The organism is Pseudomonas sichuanensis (assembly GCF_003231305.1).
Classification (GTDB): domain Bacteria; phylum Pseudomonadota; class Gammaproteobacteria; order Pseudomonadales; family Pseudomonadaceae; genus Aquipseudomonas; species Aquipseudomonas sichuanensis.
The window spans coordinates 117,162-137,209 of the sequence record NZ_QKVM01000005.1 but is presented as its reverse complement, the minus strand read 5'-3'; the positions used below and the strand labels follow the sequence as shown (position 1 = coordinate 137,209).

Annotated in this window: 17 protein-coding genes; 9 read left to right on the top strand and 8 right to left on the bottom strand. The window is 64.3% G+C overall.

The features are described 5' to 3' along the window. Positions 1-6: 6 nt before the first annotated feature. Positions 7-2,604 (bottom strand): glycosyltransferase, encoded by a 2,598-nt coding sequence (locus tag DM373_RS04550; protein WP_110992433.1) that lies wholly within the window; start codon positions 2,602-2,604, stop codon positions 7-9. 254 nt (positions 2,605-2,858) lie between these two features. Here DM373_RS04550 and tcdA point away from each other — a divergent pair, with 254 nt between their 5' ends. After that, positions 2,859-3,668 (top strand): tRNA cyclic N6-threonylcarbamoyladenosine(37) synthase TcdA, encoded by an 810-nt coding sequence (gene tcdA / locus DM373_RS04545; protein WP_110992432.1) that lies wholly within the window; start codon positions 2,859-2,861, stop codon positions 3,666-3,668. A 73-nt stretch (positions 3,669-3,741) separates the two neighbouring features. Here tcdA and DM373_RS04540 read toward each other — a convergent pair whose 3' ends face one another. The 4 genes from DM373_RS04540 to DM373_RS04525 all read right to left on the bottom strand — a co-directional run bounded on the left by DM373_RS04540 (position 3,742) and on the right by DM373_RS04525 (position 6,840). Beyond that, positions 3,742-4,146: a SufE family protein gene (locus DM373_RS04540; protein WP_110992431.1), complete on the bottom strand. Its 405-nt coding sequence runs from the start codon at positions 4,144-4,146 to the stop codon at positions 3,742-3,744. Then, on the bottom strand, positions 4,143-5,348 hold the full coding sequence (locus DM373_RS04535; protein ID WP_110992430.1) for a cysteine desulfurase: 1,206 nt from the start codon (positions 5,346-5,348) through the stop codon (positions 4,143-4,145). Before DM373_RS04535 ends, DM373_RS04540 begins: the two co-directional genes overlap by 4 nt. Before the next feature lie 78 nt (positions 5,349-5,426). Further along, complete coding sequence (dapD, locus tag DM373_RS04530) at positions 5,427-6,461, bottom strand: 2,3,4,5-tetrahydropyridine-2,6-dicarboxylate N-succinyltransferase (protein ID WP_110992429.1); 1,035 nt, start codon at positions 6,459-6,461, stop codon at positions 5,427-5,429. 31 nt (positions 6,462-6,492) lie between these two features. Further along, positions 6,493-6,840, bottom strand: coding sequence for an ArsC family reductase (locus tag DM373_RS04525; RefSeq protein WP_110992428.1), 348 nt, complete (start codon positions 6,838-6,840; stop codon positions 6,493-6,495). A gap of 284 nt (positions 6,841-7,124) precedes the next feature. Here DM373_RS04525 and DM373_RS04520 point away from each other — a divergent pair, with 284 nt between their 5' ends. Next, complete coding sequence (locus DM373_RS04520; protein ID WP_110992427.1) at positions 7,125-8,771, top strand: Na+/H+ antiporter; 1,647 nt, start codon at positions 7,125-7,127, stop codon at positions 8,769-8,771. A 142-nt stretch (positions 8,772-8,913) separates the two neighbouring features. Here the strand turns inward: DM373_RS04520 and dapC are convergent, their stop codons facing one another. Genes dapC through map form a run of 3 tightly spaced genes read right to left on the bottom strand, consistent with a single transcriptional unit; the run spans position 8,914 to position 13,645 of the window. Next, positions 8,914-10,113, bottom strand: coding sequence for a succinyldiaminopimelate transaminase (dapC, locus tag DM373_RS04515; RefSeq protein ID WP_110992426.1), 1,200 nt, complete (start codon positions 10,111-10,113; stop codon positions 8,914-8,916). Between the two features lie 21 nt (positions 10,114-10,134). Next, on the bottom strand, positions 10,135-12,837 hold the full coding sequence (locus DM373_RS04510; protein WP_110992425.1) for a [protein-PII] uridylyltransferase: 2,703 nt from the start codon (positions 12,835-12,837) through the stop codon (positions 10,135-10,137). A 25-nt stretch (positions 12,838-12,862) separates the two neighbouring features. Further along, on the bottom strand, positions 12,863-13,645 hold the full coding sequence (gene map, locus DM373_RS04505; RefSeq protein ID WP_110992424.1) for a type I methionyl aminopeptidase: 783 nt from the start codon (positions 13,643-13,645) through the stop codon (positions 12,863-12,865). A gap of 348 nt (positions 13,646-13,993) precedes the next feature. On the opposite strand from map, the gene rpsB reads away from it, so the two are divergent. From rpsB to ispC, 7 genes are all read left to right on the top strand, one after another. Next, positions 13,994-14,731, top strand: coding sequence for a 30S ribosomal protein S2 (gene rpsB, locus DM373_RS04500; protein ID WP_110992423.1), 738 nt, complete (start codon positions 13,994-13,996; stop codon positions 14,729-14,731). 188 nt (positions 14,732-14,919) lie between these two features. Next, positions 14,920-15,783, top strand: a complete 864-nt coding sequence (gene tsf, locus DM373_RS04495) for a translation elongation factor Ts (protein ID WP_110992422.1) — start codon at positions 14,920-14,922, stop codon at positions 15,781-15,783. A 177-nt stretch (positions 15,784-15,960) separates the two neighbouring features. Further along, positions 15,961-16,704, top strand: coding sequence for a UMP kinase (gene pyrH / locus DM373_RS04490; protein WP_016392310.1), 744 nt, complete (start codon positions 15,961-15,963; stop codon positions 16,702-16,704). After that, positions 16,701-17,258, top strand: coding sequence for a ribosome recycling factor (gene frr, locus DM373_RS04485; RefSeq protein WP_110992421.1), 558 nt, complete (start codon positions 16,701-16,703; stop codon positions 17,256-17,258). The genes pyrH and frr overlap by 4 nt, the downstream gene beginning before the upstream one ends. A 15-nt stretch (positions 17,259-17,273) precedes the next feature. Further along, on the top strand, positions 17,274-18,029 hold the full coding sequence (uppS, locus tag DM373_RS04480) for a polyprenyl diphosphate synthase (protein ID WP_110992420.1): 756 nt from the start codon (positions 17,274-17,276) through the stop codon (positions 18,027-18,029). Next, positions 18,029-18,844 (top strand): phosphatidate cytidylyltransferase, encoded by an 816-nt coding sequence (locus DM373_RS04475; RefSeq protein WP_110992419.1) that lies wholly within the window; start codon positions 18,029-18,031, stop codon positions 18,842-18,844. Before uppS ends, DM373_RS04475 begins: the two co-directional genes overlap by 1 nt. Next, positions 18,841-20,031 (top strand): 1-deoxy-D-xylulose-5-phosphate reductoisomerase, encoded by a 1,191-nt coding sequence (gene ispC / locus DM373_RS04470; RefSeq protein ID WP_110992418.1) that lies wholly within the window; start codon positions 18,841-18,843, stop codon positions 20,029-20,031. The genes DM373_RS04475 and ispC overlap by 4 nt, the downstream gene beginning before the upstream one ends. The last annotated feature ends 17 nt before the right edge of the window (positions 20,032-20,048 follow it).

Here is a 20,048-nt window from a genome sequence, read left to right as displayed (position 1 = left end):
TCAGGTTCAGGCCTGGCCGGCGGTGGCCGGTTCGCTGGCCTCGGCGGGCTTGGGCAGCGAAGACAGGAACGCCATGATCAGCGCCGCCAGGTACGGCAGCGACTGCACCAGCAGCATGGCCACCCAGAAGCGCATGTCCGAGCTTGGCAGGCCCTGTACCAGGTAGATCCCACCGGCTGCGCCCCACAGCAGCAACATGATGAACAGCTCTTCCCGCGCTTCGGAGATTGCCACCAGCAGGCCGTGGCTGTCGGCGTTCTTCGGCGTACGGAAGAACGGCATGCTGCTGGTGAAGAAGCCGTACAGCACCGCCTTGGCGATGGTGTGCGACAGCGCCAGGCCCGCCAGGGCGGCAGCGAAGGCATCCTTGAGGTTCACCCCCACCGCACGGCGGTAGAGGAACACGATCTTGCCGACCTTGAAGAAGAACAGCGCCAGCGGCGGGATGGCGAACATCATCAGTGGCGGGTCGACCCGGTGCGGCACGATGATCATCGCCGCCGACCACAACAGCGCACCGACGGTGAAGAAGATGTTCATGCCATCGGCGATCCACGGCAGCCAGCCGGCCAGGAAGTGATAGCGCTGGCCGCGGGTCAGCTCGCTGCCCTTGCCGCGCAGCAGTGCGCCGGCATGGTGCTTGATGATCTGGATGGCACCGTACGCCCAGCGGAAGCGCTGCTTCTTGAAGTCGATGAAGGTGTCGGGCATCAGGCCCTTGCCGTAGCTGTTGTGGGCGTAGGCGGCCGACAGGCCTTTCTCGAACACCCGCAGGCCCAGCTCGGCATCCTCGCAGATGCACCATTCGGCCCAGCCCAGCTCTTCGAGCACCGAACGCCGGGTCATGGTCATGGTGCCGTGCTGGATGATTGCGTCACGGTCGTTGCGGGTGACCATGCCGATGTGGAAGAAGCCCTTGTACTCGCTGTAGCACAGCTTCTTGAAGGCGCTTTCGTGCTGGTCGCGGTAGTCCTGGGGCGACTGCACCACGGCGATCTTCGGGTCGGCGAAGTGCGGCACCATGTGCTTGAGCCAGTTGCGGTCGACGCAGTAGTCCGAGTCGATCACCGCGATCACCTCTGCGTCCTTGGCGGTGTGCGGGATCAGGTAGTTGAGCGCGCCGCCCTTGAAGCCGGCCAGGGGCGCGACGTGGAAGAACTTGAAGCGCTCGCCCAGCTTTTCACAGTGGGCCTTGAGCGGCTCCCACACGGCCGGGTCCTTGGTGTTGTTGTCGATCACCAGCACTTCGTAGTCGGGGTAGTCCAGCGCGGCGAGGGCGTCGAGGGTCTGTTTGACCATCTCGGGCGGCTCGTTGTAGCACGGTACATGCACCGACACTTTCGGGCGATAGGCGCTGTCGGCGTGCACCGGCAGGAATTCGCGCCTGCGCTTGTGTGTCCACACGGCCTCGGCCAGTTCATGGGCCTCGGTCAGCAGCACGATGAACACACCCAGCGCACCCAGTGCCAGCAGCACGCCCACGGTCATGCTGAACCAGGTGCTGTACTGCTGGCTGTAGTCGTAGGCGATCCATACCAGCACCGACCCGCACAGGAAGGTGATGAAGGTCAGGAAGGTGCGCCCGCGCTGGCGCAGCGCCGAGCCGTCGATGAACAGCACCATGAGCGCGATCATCGCCAGCACCACCGAGGCCACGGCCAGGGCGCGCCATTGCGGGATGGCGACGATCGGGCCTTCGAAGTTGAACTTCTGCTGGCGCTCGGCGTTGAACACGCCCCAGTACGCGCCCACCGAGCCTTCGTCGCTGGCTTTCCACGGCTGGTCGTAGGCTTCGATGACGAAGTAGTTGTAGCCGCGTCGGTTGAGGGTATTGACCAGGGTGCGCAGGTAGATGGCCTGGTCGGCCTGGGTGGCGTCGGCGCCGCCGCGCATGCGGCCATTGCTCGGCCAGCCGACCTCCGAGAGCAGCAGCGGCTTGCGCGGGAACTGCTTGCGCAGCTCGCGGGCGCGGTCGAGGACGAACTGCACCGAGTCCTTCATCGGCACGAACTCCCAGTACGGCAGGATGTGCGCGGCGATCAGGTCGACATGCTTGGCAAGTTCGGGGTGTTCCTTCCAGATGTGCCACTGTTCGCTGGTGGTCACCGGCACTTTCACGGCCTTGCGCACCCGGTCGAGGTAGGCGATCAGTTCCTCGGGGGTGACCTCTTCGCGGAACAGCGCTTCGTTGCCCACCACCACCCGCACCACACTGCGCGAGGTGTTGGCCAGGCCGATGGCTTTTTCGATCTCACGCTCGTTGCGCTCCAGGTCCTTGCTGATCCAGATGCCCAGGGTAACCCGCAGGCCCAGTTCCTCAGCCAGCCGTGGCACCTCGGCCTGGGTGCCTTCGACGGTATAGATGCGGATGTTGTCGGTCAGCTTGTTCAGCTGTTCCAGGTCCTGGCGAATCTCGTCCTCGGTCGGGTACTGGCCCTTTTGCGGGCTTTCACCGAGGCGGAACGGCGAGTAGGAAAAACCGGAGATCTGCTCCGGCCAGGCAGGGGCGGACACCGGGCGGTTGATGAGCGCCCAGAACCCGCTGAACAGCGCGGCGATGGCCAGGACCACCACCAGGTTGAGGCCGAATTTGCGTGATGACATAAGGGTTCGAGGTTCCGAAGCTGAGGGCGGGGCAGTGTCTCCGGTGCGTCGGTCCTACGCTTACCGAAGAAGGCAATCCGTTGGATTTTCGACAGAGGATGAAGTTCTGTGGCCGCCTGATTGTCGTCCAGATCTTTTTGTCTGATAGAACATTAAAGCAGGCTTGGTAGGACACTTGCCAACGGCAGCCCTTAATCCAGGCGCTTGGCTTATACTGCGCGCCGATTTTCGAGGTATTGGCCTGGGGTACGAACATGAGCACAGAAGATCCACGCTTTGCCGGCGTCGCCCGGCTGTACGGCGATGACGGGCTGCAACGCCTGCGCCAGGCCCATGTGGCCATCGTCGGCATCGGCGGGGTGGGCTCGTGGGCGGCCGAGGCCCTGGCACGCAGCGGTGTGGGTGAGATCAGCCTGTTCGACCTCGACGATGTCTGCGTCAGCAATACCAACCGCCAGGCCCATGCGCTGGACGGCCAGGTGGGGCGGCCCAAGGTCGAAGTGATGGCCGAACGCCTGCGGGCGATCAACCCGGCCTGCACGGTGCACGCGGTGGCCGACTTCGTCACCCGCGAGACCATGGCCGAGTACATCACCGAGCAGATGGATTGCGTGATCGACTGCATCGACAGCGTGATGGCCAAGGCCGCACTGATTGCCTGGTGCAAGCGGCGCAAGATCGCCATCATCACCACGGGTGGCGCGGGTGGGCAGATCGACCCGACGCGCATCCAGATTGGCGACCTGAACAAGACGTTCAACGACCCGCTGGCCTCGCGGGTGCGCTCGACCCTGCGCCGGGATTACAACTTCTCGCGCAACACCAGCCGCAACTACCAGGTGCCCTGCGTGTTCTCCAGCGAACAGCTGCGCTACCCCAAGGGCGATGGCAGCGTGTGCCTGCAGAAGAGCTTCGTCGGTGAAGGCGTGCGCTTGGATTGTTCGGGCGGTTTTGGCGCGGTGATGATGGTGACCGCGACGTTCGGCATGGTGGCGGCGAGCAAGGCGGTGGAGAAGCTCGTTGCCGGCGCGCGGCGGCCAGCGGAGCGGGTCAAGGCTGGATAGGCCATCGCGGGGCAAGCCCGCTCCCACGTTGCCTTGGTGGTGCTTGTGGGAGCGGGCTTGCCCCGCGATGGTTTTAGCGCTGGAGCTCAGCCATCCGCTGCAACACCGCATGCAGCCCATTGCTGCGCGAGGGCGACAACTGGCGCTCCAACCCCAGTTGGCTGAACCAGTCGCCCAGATCCACCTTGGCCAATTCATCACTGGCCAGCCCCTGGACCCTGACCAGCAACAGCGCCAGCAAACCGCGCAACAGCCGCGCATCGCTGCTGGCCTTGAACCGCCACTGGCCGTTTTCTTGCGCCGCCACCAGCCACACCAGGCTCTCGCACCCATGCACCCGGTTGGCCTCGGTCTTCTCACTGTCCTCCAGCGCTTGCAGCCGATCCCCCCACTGCATCAGCAGGCGTGCCCGCTGCTCCCAGCCACGGGCCTGCTCGAAGCTCTCCAGCGCCTGGCTGGCCTCGACCGACAGGCTCATCGCAGCAGCTCCAGGCCTTGGTCGAGCGCGTCGAAGAAGCGCTGCAGGTCATCGCTGTCGTTGTACAGCCCCAGCGATACGCGAATCGCACCCTCCAGCCCCATGCCCTTGAGCAACGGCATGGCGCAATGATGCCCGGCACGCACGGCGATGCCTTGTTCGGTCAGCAGGTGGGCGATATCGGCGTTGTGCACGCCTTCGATGATGAAGCTGGCCAGCGCTGCCTGTGGTGAACCCAGCACGCGAATACCTTCGCGATCCCCCAGGCCTCGCAGCAGTTGCTGGTGCAGGCCGGCTTCATGGCGAGTGACGGCCTCGCCATCGAGGCTGGCCAGGTAATCCAGGGTCGCCCCCAGGGCGATCACACTGGCGATTGGCGGTGTACCGGCCTCGAAGCCCAGCGGCGCGGGGCGGAAACTGGCGCTCTGGTACTCAGCCAGTTGCACCATTTCGCCACCGAACTGCCAGTGGCGCAGCAGCGCCAGGGCCTGGTGCCGGCCATACAGCACGCCGACACCGTCGGGGCCGTACAGTTTGTGGCTGGAGAACACGTAGAAGTCGCAGCCCAGCTGCTGCACATCGTGGCGGCCATGCACCACGCCCTGGGCGCCGTCGACCACGGTCAGCGCACCTTGGGCCTGGGCGTGCGCCAGCAGGGGGGCCAGGGGTTGCCAGGTGCCGAGCACGTTGGACAGCTGGCTGATGGCGAGCAGGCGAGTCCGTGGGCCGATTAACTGCAGGGCCTGGTCCAGATCGACATGGCCGTGTTCATTCACCGGCAACACCACCAGGCGCAGGTGGCGTCGCTGCGCCAGCTGCTGCCACGGCAGCAGATTGGCGTGGTGTTCCAGGGCGCTGACGGCGATCTCGTCGCCGGCTTCGAAGCGGTGTTCCAGGCCGTAGGCCAGCAGGTTGAGTGCCGAGGTGGCGCCGTGGGTGAAGACGATCTGCTGGGAACTGCCCGCGTTGAGCCAAGCGGCAACTTTGTCGCGGGTACCTTCGAAGGCTTGGGTGGCGAGGGCGCCGGGCAGGTGCTGGGCACGGTGCACATTGGCCGCGCCATGGCCGTAGTAATGGCTCAGGGCGTCGATCAGGGCCTGTGGCTTCTGGGTGGTCGCGGCGCTGTCCAGGTAGGTCTGGTGCTGGCGTTGCAGGGCGGCGATGGCGGGGAAGTCGGCACGCCAGGGGGAGGGCTGGAACATGTTCGCGGGGCCTGGAATGAAAAATCGGGGCGGGCCTTGCGGCCAGCCCCGATCTTATCACTTCGAACCCGCAGGTTCTCAGTTGTGGGCGTGCAGCGCCTCGTTCAGCTCGATGGCCGACTTGTGGGTCTTGCACTCCACTGCGCCGTTGAGCGAATTGCGGCGGAACAGCAGGTCGGTCTGGCCGGCCAGGTCACGGGCCTTGACCACCTTGACCAGCTGGTTGTTCTCGTCCAGCAGGTTCACCTTGGTACCGGCGGTGATGTACAGGCCGGCTTCCACGGTGTTGCGATCACCCAGCGGGATGCCGATACCGGCGTTGGCGCCGATCAGGCAGCCTTCACCGACCTTGATGACGATGTTGCCGCCACCGGACAGGGTGCCCATGGTCGAGCAGCCGCCGCCCAGGTCCGAGCCCTTGCCGACGAATACGCCAGCGGAGACGCGGCCTTCGATCATGCCCGGGCCTTCGGTGCCGGCGTTAAAGTTGACGAAGCCTTCGTGCATGATGGTAGTGGCTTCGCCGATGTAGGCGCCCAGACGCACACGGGCCGCATCGGCGATGCGCACGCCGGCTGGCACGACGTAGTCGGTCATCTTCGGGAACTTGTCCACCGAGAACACTTCCAGCAGCTCGCCCTTCAGGCGCGCTTCCAGTTGCAGTTCGGCCAGCTCGGCCAGGTCGACCGCGCCCTGGTTGGTCCAGGCCACGTTCGGCAGCAGCGGGAAGATGCCGGCCAGCGAGACGCCGTGTGGCTTGACCAGGCGGTGCGACAGCAGGTGCAGCTTGAGGTACGCCTCTGGGGTGGACGCCAGGGCACCGTCTTCGGCCAGCACGGTGGCGACCAGTGGCTTGTGGCTCTCGGCCAGGCGGGTCAGCAGGGCGGCCTGGGCTGCATCGACGCCTTTCAGGGCCTCGGCCAGCTGCGCGGCCTGGGCGTTGCTGAAGGCGATGGCCTGGTTGCCACCTTCATAACCAAGGATCGGCGCGATGGCGGCGACCAGCTCGGAGGATGGGTGGAGCAAAGGCTGCGCGTAGAAGACTTCCAGCCAGGCGCCCTGGCGGTTCTGGGTGCCGACACCGAAGGCCAGGCTGAACAGGGTATTGGACATGTGATTACCTCGTGCGAAATAGGGTAGGGGCTCAGGCCAGGGCAGCGGCGTACAGGTCGGGCTTGAAGCCGACCAGGGTACGCGCGCCAAGGTCCAGCACCGGGCGTTTGATCATCGACGGCTGGGCCAGCATCAGCTCGACGGCCTTGGCCTGGTCGAGGTCTGCCTTGCTGGCGTCGTCCAGCTTGCGGAACGTGGTGCCGGCACGGTTGAGGATGATTTCCCAGCCGTGTTCGTCGCACCAGCGGTTCAGGCTGTCACGGTCGATGCCTTGGGTTTTGTAATCGTGGAATTCGTAGGCGATGGCCTTGTCTTCGAGCCAGGTACGCGCCTTTTTCATGGTGTCGCAGGCTTTGATGCCGTAGAGAGTGTAAGCCATTGAATGCCTGGGGCTGCCGGGCCTGGCCGGGCGTCCCCGATGCTCCTTGAAAACTGGGTGGGGGCGATTATGCGATATCAAGGGTGCTGGCGCCACGGCTGCGGGCCAGAAGGCACGGCTTGAGGTGTGTCATTCGCGTATGGGTAGCATTGTGTTACATATTCTTGGCCTGGCTGCGACTATCGTGGAGCGGTCCAGCATAGCCGGTCGCCGCTAACATATTGTTTCAAAGGCGATGTTTCGCCCCCGCTGTCGTTGTTTCGATTACACAGGAAGCTTTGCCGATGCAGTCAGCCTATACCGTCCTAATCCTGCTGATGCTGGTGAGCCTGTCGAAACTGGTGGGGCGGGTGGTGCCGCTGCCGTTGCCGTTGGTGCAGATCGGCGCAGGCGCCTTGCTGGCCTGGCCCACCCTGGGCCTGCACGTGGCGCTGGACCCGGAACTGTTCCTGTTCCTGTTCCTGCCGCCGCTACTGTTCGCCGATGGCTGGCGCATGCCCAAGCGCGAGCTGTGGCGCATCCGCGGGCCGGTGGTGGCGCTGGCGGTGGGGCTGGTGCTGTTCACCGTGGTCGGCGCCGGTTACTTCATCCACTGGTTGCTGCCGAGTATCCCCTTGGCTGTCGCCTTCGCCCTGGCGGCGGTGTTGTCGCCCACCGATGCCGTGGCGGTCTCGGCCATCGCCCAGGATCGCTTGCCCACGCCGTTGATGCACATGCTCCAGGGCGAGGCGCTGATGAACGACGCCTCGGGCCTGGTGACCTTCAAGTTCGCCCTGGTCGCGGCCATCACCGGGGTGTTCTCGCTGACCGAAGCCAGCCTCACCTTCGTCCTTGTCGCCCTTGGCGGCCTGGCGGTGGGGGTGGTGCTGAGCTGGCTGGTGGGGCGCCTGCGCATGTGGATGATCACCCGCGGCTGGGACGACCCGGCCACCCACGTGGTGTTCATGCTGCTGTTGCCGTTCGCCGCCTATGTACTGGCCGAGCGCCTTGGGGTGTCGGGCATTCTTTCGGCGGTGGCCGCCGGCATGATGCAGAGCTGGCTCGACCTGCTGCCACGCCAGACCAGCACGCGCCTGCTCAACCGCAGTGTCTGGTCGTTGCTCGAATTCGCCTTCAATGGCCTGATTTTCCTGCTGCTGGGCCTGCAATTGCCAGACATCATCAAGGCGGTGGTCAGCCATGAGCCGACCGTCTGGCCGGCGTTGGCCTGGCGTTGTCTGGACGTGTTGGCGATTTTCGCCGCGCTTGTGTTGCTGCGCTTCGTCTGGGTGCAGAGCATCTGGCGTGCCATTGGCGTGGTGCGGCGCTGGCGCGGCAAGCCGGCGCTGGTGCTGATGCCGACCGCGCGGTCGTGCTGGCTGTTGACCCTGGGTGGGGTACGCGGGGCGGTGACCTTGGCCGGCGTGATGTCGATTCCGTTGCTGATCGGGGCCGGGCAGGCCTTCCCTGAGCGTGACCTGCTGATCTTCATTGCCGCGGGGGTGATTCTGTTGTCGCTGGTCAGTGCCGTGATTGCCTTGCCCATCCTGCTGCGCGGTGTGACCAAGAGCCCGGATGAGCGGCTGCATCAAGAGGTGCAGGAAGCCTGGAGGCGCACTGTCGAGGCGGCGATCCATGCGCTGGAAGCCGAAGAAGTGATCGACACCAATGCACCGCAGGACGCCGCCCAGGCCGCCTTGGCGGTCGAGCTCAAGGCGCGGTTGATGGCTGAGTACCGGGATGAGCTCGACAGTTACAACGACAGCGCTGAGGCCCGTGCCCTGGCCGAGCAGATGGACCTGCTGGAGCGTCGCCTGCGCGTGCGGGCACTGCGCGCCCAGCGGCTGGAGCTGTACAACTTACATCGTCAGCATCGCGTGGGGGATGAGGTGGTGCGTCAGGTGCTGGGTGAACTGGACCTGAGCGAGGCGAAGCTGGGGCAGGTTCGCTAGCCGGCCGGGGCGCAGCTGCCTGGCACGGGCCGCACCCGCGTTCGCGGGCAAGCCCGCTCCCACAGGTACAGCGCTGGCCTTTGGAAGGGGCGAGCCTGGCGGGAGCCGGCTTGTCGCAGTGACGAATCGCGGCCCCGTACGATCAACGGCGCTGCAGGAAGGTGCGGATCCGCTCCGCCGCTTCGATGCACTCAGCCAGCGGCGCGACCAGCGCCATGCGCACGCGCCCGGCACCCGGGTTGACGCCATCCACTTCGCGAGACAGGTACGAGCCCGGCACCACGGTCACGTGCTCGGCTTCGAACAGGTCGCGGGTGAAGGCGGCATCGTCGCTGCCCGGCACCTTGGCCCACAGGTAGAAGCTGCCGTCCGGGCGCTGAACGTCCATCACCGGCTGCAGGATGTCGAGCACGGCATCGTACTTGGCGCGGTACTGGTCGCGGTTCTCGCGCACATGGGCCTCGTCCTGCCAGGCGGCGACGCTGGCCAGTTGGGTCTGCACGGGCATGGCGCAGCCGTGGTAGGTGCGGTACAGCAAGAACGGCTTGATGATGCTGGCATCGCCGGCGACGAAGCCCGAGCGCAGGCCTGGCAGGTTGGAGCGCTTGGACAGGCTGTGGAACACCACGCAGCGCTTGAAGTCACTGCGGCCCAGCTCCGCGCAGGCGCTCAGCAGGCCCGGTGGCGGTGCGTCTTCGTCGAAGTACAGCTCGCTGTAGCACTCGTCGGCGGCGATCACGAAATCGTGCTCGTCGGCCAGGGCGATCAGCTTCTTCAGGGTGTCCATCGGCACCAGCGCACCGGTGGGGTTGCCCGGCGAGCACAGGAACAGGATCTGGCAGCGCTTCCACACTTCGGCCGGCACGGCGTCGAAGTCGGGGTTGAAGCCGTTGCTTTCCAGGCACGGCAGGTAATGCGGGGTGGCGCCGGCCAGCAGCGCCGCGCCTTCGTAGATCTGGTAGAACGGGTTGGGGCTGACCACCAGGCCGTCATCGGCACGGTTGACAACGGCCTGGGTGAAGGCGAACAGCGCCTCGCGGGTGCCGTTGACCGGCAGGATGTGGCGGTCGGCATCGAGCCAGCCGGCCGGCACGCCGAAACGCCGCTCACACCACTGGCCGATGGCCTGGCGCAGGGCGGGCAGGCCGATCGTGCTCGGGTACACCGCCAGCTTGTCGAGGTTGTCGGCCATGGCTTGGGCGACGAATGCCGGCGATGCATGCTTCGGCTCACCGATCGACAGGGCGATGGCGCGTTTGTCCGCTGCCGGTTGTACGGTGCCCAGCAGGGCGCGCAGTTTCTCGAACGGGTAGGGCTGAAGCTGGGTCAAGGCATGGTTCATCGGCGCAAGGTCTCGTAATCGTCAAAAGGTCATGCGGGTAGGGCTGGCGTCGCTGGCCTGGCCGGCCTGCAGCTGCTGGACGATGGCTTCCTGCAGGCGGCTGCACAGCTGCGGGTCGGACAGCGGCTGGTTGTCGGCATCGGTGATGAAGAACACGTCTTCCACGCGTTCGCCCAGGGTGGCGATCTTGGCGTTTTGCAGCGACAGGTCGAACTCCAGGAAAATCCGCCCGATCCGTGCCAGCAAGCCAGGGCGGTCGGGGGCGGTGATCTCGAGGATGGTCACCGGGCGCTGGGCGTCGTTGAGGATGGTCACCTGGGGTGGAAAGTCGAAATGCTTGAGCTGGCGCGGCACCCGGCGCTGGATGATGGTCGGGTAGTCCTCGGGGTTGCGCAGGGCTTCGGTCAGGCCGTCGCGGATCTGTTTGACCCGCTGCGGGTTGTTGCCGATCGAGCCGCCGTCGTTGTCGAGCACGATGTAGGTGTCGAGGGTGAACTGGCTGCTCGAAGTGATGATGCGCGCGTCATGGATGTTCAGGTTGAGCTGCGACATCGCGGCGACGGTCACGGCGAAGAAGTCGTGCTGGTCGGGGGCGTAGATGAAGATCTGCGTGCCGCCCTCGAACTCGCGCTGGGTGGTCTCCTTGATCAGCACCAGCGGGCCGCCATCGGCCGGCTGCTGAAGGATCGCGTCGGAGTGCCAGGCCACGTCGGCGGCGTTGTGCTTGAGGAAATAGTCATCGCCTAGCTGCGACCAGAGCTGCTCCACGTCGTCCGGATCGGTGCCCTCGCGCACCAGGATGTCCAGTGCAGCGGTTTGCGTCTGACGAATCTGCTCTTCGCGGTCCAGCGGGTTTTCCAGGCCGCGGCGCAGCGCGCGCTTGGTCTCGGTGTAGAGCTGGCGCAGCAGGCTGGCACGCCAGGAGTTCCACAGGCTGGGGTTGGTGGCGTTGATGTCGGCCACGGTCAGCACGTAGAGGTAGTCCAGGCGTGTCTCGTCGCCGACATGCAGGGCGAAATCGTTGATCACCTGTGGGTCGGAGAGGTCCTTGCGCTGGGCGGTGGTGGACATCACCAGGTGGTTCAGCACCAGCCAGACGATCAGGCGGCTGTCCCAGGCGGGTAGCTGGTGGCGCTCGCAGAACGCTTGCGCGTCGACGGCGCCCAGCTCGGAGTGGTCGCCCTGGCGGCCCTTGCCGATGTCATGGTACAGCCCGGCCAGGTAGATCAGCTCGGGTTTGGGCAGGCGGCCCATGAGCTTGCTGGCCAGCGGGAATTTTTCCGACACCGGGGTGTACTGCAGTTTGCGCAGGTGCTTGATCAGGTTGAGGGTGTGCGCGTCGACCGTATAAATGTGGAACAGGTCGTGCTGCATCTGCCCGACGATCAGGCCGAATTCCGGCAGGTAGCGGCCGAGAATGCCGTAGCGGTTCATCCGTCGCAGGTTGCGGTGGATGCCGATCTCGCACTTGAACAACTCGATGAACAGGCTGGTGTTGCGAATGTCGTGGCGGAACTTGTCGTCGATCAGGTGGCGGTGTTCGCGCAGCAGGCGCACGGTGTCGGCGCGTACCCCCTTGATTTCGGGGTGTTGGGCCATCAGCACGAAGATCTCGAGCATGGCGAACGGGGTGCGGCGGAACACGTTGGGGCTTACGGCTTCTATATAGCCGTCGTGCAGGCGGAAGCGGGCATTGAGCGGTGTGGTGCTGCCACTGTCGTCATCGGCGAGGATCACTTCCTCGAAGTGCTGGATGATCAGGTCGCACAACTGGCTGATGCTCATCACCACCCGGTAGTACTGCTGCATGAACTGCTCGATGGCGCGCTTGGGGTTTTCGTCGCTGTAGCCCAGCAACGTGGCGATGCTGCGCTGGTGGTCGAACAGCAGGCGATCTTCGGCGCGCCCGGCGAGCATGTGCAGGGCGTAGCGCACGCGCCAGAGGAAGGCCTGCGACGAGGCCAGCAACTCGTTCTCGCTCTCCAGCAGGAAGCCCTCGCCGGCCAGCGCGTGCAGGTTCAGGGTGCCGTACTGGCGACGAGCCACCCATAGCACGGTCTGGATGTCGCGCAGGCCGCCGGGCCCACCTTTGACATTGGGCTCGAGGTTGTACTCGGTGTCGTTGTACTTGTGGTGGCGCGCCTTGAGTTCGGCGCGCTTGGCCAGGAAGAACTCCTTGCTCGGCCACATGTGCGCGGTGCTGGTGACTTCCAGCATGCGCTGGCGCAGCGGCTCGGGGCCGGCAATGGTGCGGCTTTCCATCAGGTTGGTGATGACCGTGAGGTCGGCCCGGGCCTGCTCGGCGCACTCGTCCACGGTGCGCACGCTCTGGCCGACTTCCAGGCCGATGTCCCACAGCAGGGTGAGGAAGCGCTCGATGGCGTCGCGGTACTGCTCGTGCTCGGCGGCGTCGAGCAGGATCAGCAGGTCGATGTCCGACCAGGGGTGCAGCTCGCCACGCCCGTAGCCGCCGACCGCCACCAGGGCGATGCCGTCCACCGGGCCCCAGCTGAACTGCTGCCAGGCCTGCTGCAGGATGTTGTCGACGAACCAGGCGCGGTCCTCGATCAGCCGGCGAATCTCGCGGCCTTCACGGAAACGCTTGTCGAGCACCTCGCCGGCCATGCGAATGGCTTTCTTGAAAGCGGCGATGGGGCTTGCCTTGAGGGCCAGTTCCGCCTGGAACTGGCCACGGTCGAACAGCTCGGGATCCACCTGGGGCATCGAGTCGCGTTCCTGTGTATGAAGATCAGGCCGAGGTGCGCGGCAGGGTGTCGTCCTTGCGCAGGGTGAACACCTCGTAGCCGGTGGCGGTCACCACCAGGGTGTGTTCCCACTGGGCGGAGAGCTTGCGGTCCTTGGTGATGGCGGTCCAGCCGTCGCCCAGTACCTTGGTGTCGGCCTTGCCCTGGTTGATCATCGGCTCGATGGTGAAGGTCATGCCTTCCTTGAGCTCCATGCCGGTGCCGGCGCGACCGTAGTGCAGGATCTGCGGCTCTTCGTGGAACACCTTGCCGATGCCGTGGCCGCAGAACTCGCGGACCACCGAGAAACCGTTCTTCTCGGCATGTTTCTGGATCACTTCGCCGATGTCGCCCAGGCGGCAGCCCGGCTTGACCAGCTCGATGGCCTTGTACAGGCACTCCTGGGTGACCTGCGACAGGCGTTCGGCCCACGGCGCGACGGTGCCGACGTGGAACATGCGGCTGGTGTCGCCGTGGTAGCCGTCCTTGATCACGGTGACGTCGATGTTGATGGTGTCACCGTCCTTGAGCGGCTTCTCGTTGGGGATGCCGTGGCACACCACGTGGTTGATCGAGGTGCAGATCGACTTGGGGAAGCCTTTGTAGTTGAGCGGCGCCGGGATCGCCTGCTGGACGTTGACGATGTAGTCATGGCACAGGCGGTCGAGCTCTTCGGTGGTGACACCGGGCTTGACGTGCGCTTCGATCATTTCCAGCACTTCGGCGGCCAGGCGGCCGGCAATGCGCATCTTTTCGATGTCTTCTGCAGTCTTGATGGTAACGGTCATGAACAGGCTCTCTACGGCACCGGGTACGGCGCAAACAAACGGGAAAGGCCGGATTCTAACAGAGCGCGGTGGCGATCTGTCGGGATAAACCGGTAGTTCCGGCGGTCTATTGAAGGCATTCTGGCCCCAAAGCGGGGCCGCTGCAAAAGCCGCTGACGGACGAAGCATCATGCGGGTTCCGTTCGTTCGTACTCTGTGGTATAAAATGCGCCGCTTTCGGGGGATGACCTCCGTAAGCTCAAACCCACACACGTGTCGACACGATGACCTGGGTGCTCCGAATCCACGGATTCGCGGGTTGGTCATTGGGATGCGTGGAGGCCCAACCCGACTTATCAAGGAACTATCATGTCCCAAGTCAACATGCGCGATATGCTGAAGGCCGGTGTGCACTTCGGCCACCAGACCCGTTACTGGAACCCGAAAATGGGCAAGTACATTTTCGGCGCGCGCAACAAGATCCACATCATCAACCTGGAAAAAACCCTGCCGATGTTCAACGACGCTCTGTCGTTCGTCGAGCGCCTGGCCCAGGGCAAGAACAAGATCATGTTCGTCGGCACCAAGCGTTCCGCCGGCAAGATCGTCGCCGAGCAAGCAGCTCGTTGCGGTTCGCCATACGTTGACCACCGCTGGTTGGGCGGCATGCTGACCAACTACAAGACCATTCGTGCTTCGATCAAGCGTCTGCGCGACCTGGAAGTCCAGGCCGAAGATGGCACCTTCGCCAAGCTGACCAAGAAAGAAGCCCTGATGCGTTCGCGCGATCTGGAAAAACTGGACCGCAGCCTGGGTGGTATCAAGGACATGGGCGGTCTGCCTGACGCACTGTTCGTTATCGACGTTGATCACGAGCGCATCGCGATCACCGAAGCCAACAAGCTGGGCATCCCGGTTATCGGCGTTGTCGATACCAACAGCAGCCCAGAAGGCGTTGACTACGTCATTCCAGGTAACGACGACGCCATCCGCGCCATCGAGCTGTACATGACTTCGATGGCTGACGCCGTCATCCGCGGCCGCAACAACGTTGCTGGCGGCACCGAAGTCTACGTTGAAGAAGCGGCTGCACCTGCTGCTGAGTAATTGACGCTTAGCGTCTACTTGGCACGCAAAAAGGGGGCTAGGCCCCCTTTTTGCCACCTTGAAATCCTGCTGTCAGCAACGGCCCCGCATCATGGGCGCGCTGATGCATAAAAGCAGCGGATTTGCAGAATTTAACGCCCGTGAAGAGCGGGTGGAATGGTTGAAAAACTTTCCAAGAGGATTTTGAAATGGCAGCAATTACTGCAGCGCTGGTCAAAGAACTGCGCGAGCGTACCGGCGAAGGCATGATGGATTGCAAGAAGGCCCTGGAAAAGGCCGGCGGCGACATCGAAAAAGCCATCGACGACATGCGTGCTTCGGGCGCCATCAAGGCCGCCAAGAAAGCCGGCAACGTTGCCGCTGAAGGCGCTATCGCCGTCAAGACCGACGGTAAAGCCGCCGTTCTGCTGGAAGTGAACTCGCAGACCGACTTCCTGGCCCTGCAAGACGACTTCAAGAACTTCGTCGCTGAAAGCGTTGAAGAAGCCTTCGCTCAGAAGCTGACCGAAGCCGCTCCGCTGATCGCTTCCCGCGAAGCCGCTCGTGAAGCCCTGGTTGCCAAGTGCGGCGAGAACGTCAACATCCGTCGCCTGGTGCGCGTTGAGGGTGACGTTGTCGGTGCCTACCTGCACGGCAACAAGATCGGTGCTGTCGTTGTCCTGAAAGGCGGCGACATCGAGCTGGCCAAGAACATCGCCATGCACGTTGCAGCTTCGAACCCAGAGTTCCTGGATGCGTCGGAAATCTCCGCCGAGGCCATCGAGCGCGAGAAGAACGTCTTCCTGCAGCTGAACGCCGACAAGATCGCCGGCAAGCCGGAAAATATCGTTGAGAACATGGTCAACGGCCGCATTTCCAAGTTCAAGGCCGAAGCCTCGCTGAAAGAGCAGGCCTTCGTCATGAACCCGGAAGTCAAAGTTGGCGAGCTGGCCAAGAAAGCCGGTGCTGAAATCGTTTCCTTCACCTACTTCAAAGTAGGCGAAGGCATCGAGAAGCCAGTCGACAACTTCGCTGAAGAAGTTGCTGCTCAGCTGGCTGCTGCCAAGCAGTAAGACAGACTCGTCTGTCGCCCCAAAGAGGCTGCCCGCTCACGCGCGCAGCCTCTTTGTCAAAGCGGCAGCGGTTTACCCAACCGCTGCTCGCTGACGCAGAAGCTGCGTCACGCTAGAGTTACGCGCAGGCTGAAACAGCCCGCCAGAATTTTACAAACGCCGCAGGAGAGATTCGCAATGGCTCAGCAGGGCAGTGGTTATCAGGCTCGCTATAAACGCATTCTACTCAAACTGAGCGGCGAGGCCCTGATGGGCTCGGAAGAGTTCGGGATCGACCCCAAGGTCCTGGATCGCATGGCGCTGGAAGTTGGCCAGCTGGTCGGTATCGGTGTCCAGGTCGGTCTGGTGATCGGTGGCGGCAACCTGTTCCGTGGTGCGGCGCTCAGTGCAGCCGGCATGGACCGTGTCACCGGCGACCACATGGGCATGCTGGCAACCGTGATGAACGCCCTGGCCATGCGCGACGCGCTGGAGCGTGCGAACATCACCGCCATCGTCATGTCGGCAATCTCCATGGTCGGTGTGACCGATCACTATGATCGCCGCAAAGCCATGCGCCACCTGAACGCGAAAGAAGTCGTGATCTTCGCCGCCGGCACCGGCAACCCGTTCTTTACCACCGACTCTGCCGCTTGCCTGCGCGCCATCGAAATCGATGCCGACGTAGTATTGAAAGCAACCAAGGTCGATGGTGTATACACTGCAGATCCATTCAAAGACCCGCATGCCGAGAAGTTCGATCATCTGACCTACGATGAAGTGCTGGATCGCAAGCTGGGTGTGATGGACCTGACGGCAATCTGTCTGTGCCGCGACCACAAGATGCCGCTGCGCGTCTTCAACATGAATAAGCCTGGCGCCCTGCTGAACATCGTGCACGGCGGCGCTGAAGGAACCCTGATCGAGGAAGTTCAGAAATGATCAACGACATCAAGAAAGACGCCCAGGACCGCATGGGCAAGTCCATCGAGGCGCTGGGTCGCCACCTGGCTGCCATCCGCACCGGCCGTGCCCACCCAAGCATCCTGGACAGCGTCAAGGTCCCGGCCTGGGGTAGCGACATGCCGCTGAACCAGGTGGCCGCGATCACCGTCGAAGATGCCCGCACCCTGAAGATCGTCGCGCACGACAAGAACCTCAGCGCAGCCATCGAGAAGGCCATCCTGACCTCCGACCTGGGCCTGAACCCGTCCAGCGCCGGTACCACCATCCGTGTACCGATGCCGGCCCTGACCGAGGAAACCCGCAAGGGTTACACCAAGCAGGCCAGCGGCGTTGCCGAAGATGCCAAGGTTGCCGTGCGCAACGTGCGTCGCGATGCCCTTGCCGACTTGAAGAAGCTGACCAAGGACAAGGAAATCAGCGAAGACGAAGAGCGTCGCGCCGCTGACGAAATCCAGAAGCTGACCGACAAGTTCGTCGCCGAAGTCGACGCCGCGTACAAAGCCAAGGAAAAGGACCTGTTGGCCGTCTAAGGCCGAGGTTTTTTAATGGAAAAGACCAAGCTGGCGGCGCCGTCCTCGGTGCCGCGTCACGTCGCGATCATCATGGATGGCAACAATCGCTGGGCGAAGAAGCGCCTGCTGCCCGGCGTTGCCGGGCACAAGGCGGGTGTCGATGCCGTGCGTGCGGTCATCGAAGTCTGCGCCGAGTCCGGGGTTGAAGTACTGACTCTGTTCGCCTTCTCCAGCGAGAACTGGCAGCGCCCGGCCGACGAGGTCGGGGCGTTGATGGAGTTGTTCTTCTCTGCACTGCGCCGCGAGGCCAGGCGGTTGAATGACAACAACATCAGCCTGCGCATCATTGGCGACCGTTCACGCTTCCATCCTGAGCTGCAAGCAGCGATGCGCGAGGCCGAGGCAGCCACTGCCGGCAGCAATCGGTTCATCCTGCAGATCGCCGCCAACTACGGTGGTCAGTGGGATATCGCCCAGGCGGCCCAACGCCTGGCGCGGGAAGTCCAGGCCGGTCATCTGCGCCCGGACGACATCACCCCCGAGCTGTTGCAGACGTGCCTGGCCACCGGCGACCTGCCGCTGCCCGACCTGTGCATCCGCACCGGTGGCGAGCGGCGCATCAGCAATTTCCTGCTGTGGCAGCTGGCCTATGCCGAGCTGTACTTCTCCGACCTGTTCTGGCCGGACTTCAAACACGAGGCCATGCGCAACGCGCTGGCCGATTTCGCTTCGCGCCAGCGCCGCTTCGGTAAGACCAGCGAGCAGGTCGAAGCCGGAGCCCGTGCTTAATGCTTAAACAACGCATCATTACTGCGCTGATCCTGTTGCCGGTCGCGCTGGGTGGTTTCTTCCTGCTCAACGGTGGGGATTTCGCCTTGTTCATCGGCTTCGTGGTCACGCTGGGTGCCTGGGAGTGGGCGCGGTTGGCCGGGCTGGTAGCCCAGCCGCTGCGCATTGCCTATGCCGCGGTGGTCGCTGGCGCGCTGATGCTGCTCTACCTGATGCCCGACCTCGCGCCCTGGGTGCTGGGCGCCTCGGTGATCTGGTGGGCGCTGGCCACCTGGCTGGTGCTGACCTATCCACGCAGCAACGAGCTGTGGACCAGCGCCGCCTGCCGTTTGCTGATCGGCCTGCTGATCCTGTTGCCGGCCTGGCAAGGGTTGGTGCTGCTCAAGCACTGGCCGCAGGGCAACTGGCTGATCCTGGCGGTCATGGTGCTGGTCTGGGCCGCCGACATCGGCGCCTACTTCTCGGGGCGTGCCTTCGGCAAGCGCAAGCTGGCGCCGCAGGTCAGCCCGGGCAAGAGCTGGGAAGGTGTCTACGGAGGGCTGGCCGTCAGCCTGCTGATCAGCCTGGGCGTCGCCCTGTACCGCGACTGGAGCCTTGGTCAATTGCTGCTGGGCTTGTTGGGCGCAGTGGTAGTGGTCATGTCCTCGGTGGTCGGTGACCTGACCGAGAGCATGTTCAAGCGTCGCGAGGGGATCAAGGACAGCAGCAACCTGCTGCCCGGCCACGGTGGCGTGCTCGACCGCATCGACAGCCTGACCGCGGCCATTCCGATGTTCGCCGTGCTGCTGTGGGCCGCCGAGTGGGGTGTGCTGTGAGTGCTGTGCAGCGCATCACGGTACTAGGCGCTACCGGCTCCATCGGCCTGAGTACCCTGGATGTGATCGCCCGGCACCCCGAGCGCTACCAGGTATTCGCGCTGACCGGCTACTCCCGGGTCGACGAGTTGCTGGCGCTGTGCGAGCGCCATCGCCCGGCGTTCGCCGTGGTGCCGAGCGCCGAGGCGGCCGCCCGTCTGCGCGAGGGCCTGGCTGCTGCAGGCTGCGCCACCGAGGTGCTCGAGGGTGAGGCAGGGTTGTGCCAGGTCGCGGCCGCGCCGGAAGCGGATGCGGTGATGGCGGCCATCGTTGGCGCCGCAGGCTTGCGTCCAACCCTGGCGGCGGTCGAGGCGGGCAAGAAGGTGCTGCTGGCCAACAAGGAAGCGCTGGTGATGTCCGGCGCGCTGTTCATGGACGCCGTGCGTCGCAGTGGCGCCGTGCTGTTGCCGATCGACAGCGAGCACAATGCGATCTTCCAGTGCATGCCTGGCGACTACGCCCGCGGCCTGAGTGCGGTGGGGGTGCGGCGCATCCTGCTCACCGCCTCGGGCGGTCCGTTCCGCGAAATGCCTGCGGCAGCGCTGGTCGATGTCACGCCTGAGCAGGCCTGTGCCCATCCCAACTGGTCCATGGGGCGCAAGATATCGGTCGACTCGGCCAGCATGATGAACAAGGGGCTGGAGCTGATCGAGGCCTGCTGGCTGTTCGATACGGCACCTGCGACCGTGGAAGTAGTGGTGCATCCGCAAAGCGTGATCCACTCGCTGGTCGACTATGTCGATGGCTCGGTGCTCGCCCAACTGGGCAACCCGGACATGCGTACCCCGATCGCCAACGCCCTGGCCTGGCCGGAGCGTATCGATTCAGGGGTTGCGCCACTGGACCTGTTCGCCATCGCCCGTCTGGATTTCCAGGCCCCCGACGAACAGCGCTTCCCTTGCCTGCGCCTGGCGCGTCAGGCTGCCGAGGCGGGCAACAGTGCGCCAGCGGTGCTTAACGCCGCCAACGAAGTGGCGGTGGACGCGTTCCTGGCGCGGCGTATCCGCTTCCCGGAGATCGCGGGTATGATCGAGCAGGTGCTCGAACAGGAGCCTGTGGTGCCAGTTGCCACGCTCGATGCGGTGTTCGCCGCCGACCAGCGTGCGCGGGAGCTGTCCCGTGAGTGGCTGAGACGCCACGGCCGCTGAGCGGCAGCACCGAACGT

What these genes read in the sequence shown, in the direction of transcription:
- DM373_RS04475 (WP_110992419.1), top strand. Translation starts at nt 18,029, where the DNA reads ATGCTTAAACAACGCATCATTACTGCGCTGATCCTGTTGCCGGTCGCG.
- dapC (WP_110992426.1), bottom strand. Translation starts at nt 10,113, where the DNA reads ATGAACCATGCCTTGACCCAGCTTCAGCCCTACCCGTTCGAGAAACTG.
- DM373_RS04525 (WP_110992428.1), bottom strand. Translation starts at nt 6,840, where the DNA reads ATGGCTTACACTCTCTACGGCATCAAAGCCTGCGACACCATGAAAAAG.
- tsf (WP_110992422.1), top strand. Translation starts at nt 14,920, where the DNA reads ATGGCAGCAATTACTGCAGCGCTGGTCAAAGAACTGCGCGAGCGTACC.
- DM373_RS04510 (WP_110992425.1), bottom strand. Translation starts at nt 12,837, where the DNA reads ATGCCCCAGGTGGATCCCGAGCTGTTCGACCGTGGCCAGTTCCAGGCG.
- pyrH (WP_016392310.1), top strand. Translation starts at nt 15,961, where the DNA reads ATGGCTCAGCAGGGCAGTGGTTATCAGGCTCGCTATAAACGCATTCTA.
- tcdA (WP_110992432.1), top strand. Translation starts at nt 2,859, where the DNA reads ATGAGCACAGAAGATCCACGCTTTGCCGGCGTCGCCCGGCTGTACGGC.
- DM373_RS04535 (WP_110992430.1), bottom strand. Translation starts at nt 5,348, where the DNA reads ATGTTCCAGCCCTCCCCCTGGCGTGCCGACTTCCCCGCCATCGCCGCC.
- map (WP_110992424.1), bottom strand. Translation starts at nt 13,645, where the DNA reads ATGACCGTTACCATCAAGACTGCAGAAGACATCGAAAAGATGCGCATT.
- dapD (WP_110992429.1), bottom strand. Translation starts at nt 6,461, where the DNA reads ATGTCCAATACCCTGTTCAGCCTGGCCTTCGGTGTCGGCACCCAGAAC.
- DM373_RS04540 (WP_110992431.1), bottom strand. Translation starts at nt 4,146, where the DNA reads ATGAGCCTGTCGGTCGAGGCCAGCCAGGCGCTGGAGAGCTTCGAGCAG.
- uppS (WP_110992420.1), top strand. Translation starts at nt 17,274, where the DNA reads ATGGAAAAGACCAAGCTGGCGGCGCCGTCCTCGGTGCCGCGTCACGTC.
- frr (WP_110992421.1), top strand. Translation starts at nt 16,701, where the DNA reads ATGATCAACGACATCAAGAAAGACGCCCAGGACCGCATGGGCAAGTCC.
- DM373_RS04550 (WP_110992433.1), bottom strand. Translation starts at nt 2,604, where the DNA reads ATGTCATCACGCAAATTCGGCCTCAACCTGGTGGTGGTCCTGGCCATC.
- rpsB (WP_110992423.1), top strand. Translation starts at nt 13,994, where the DNA reads ATGTCCCAAGTCAACATGCGCGATATGCTGAAGGCCGGTGTGCACTTC.
- DM373_RS04520 (WP_110992427.1), top strand. Translation starts at nt 7,125, where the DNA reads ATGCAGTCAGCCTATACCGTCCTAATCCTGCTGATGCTGGTGAGCCTG.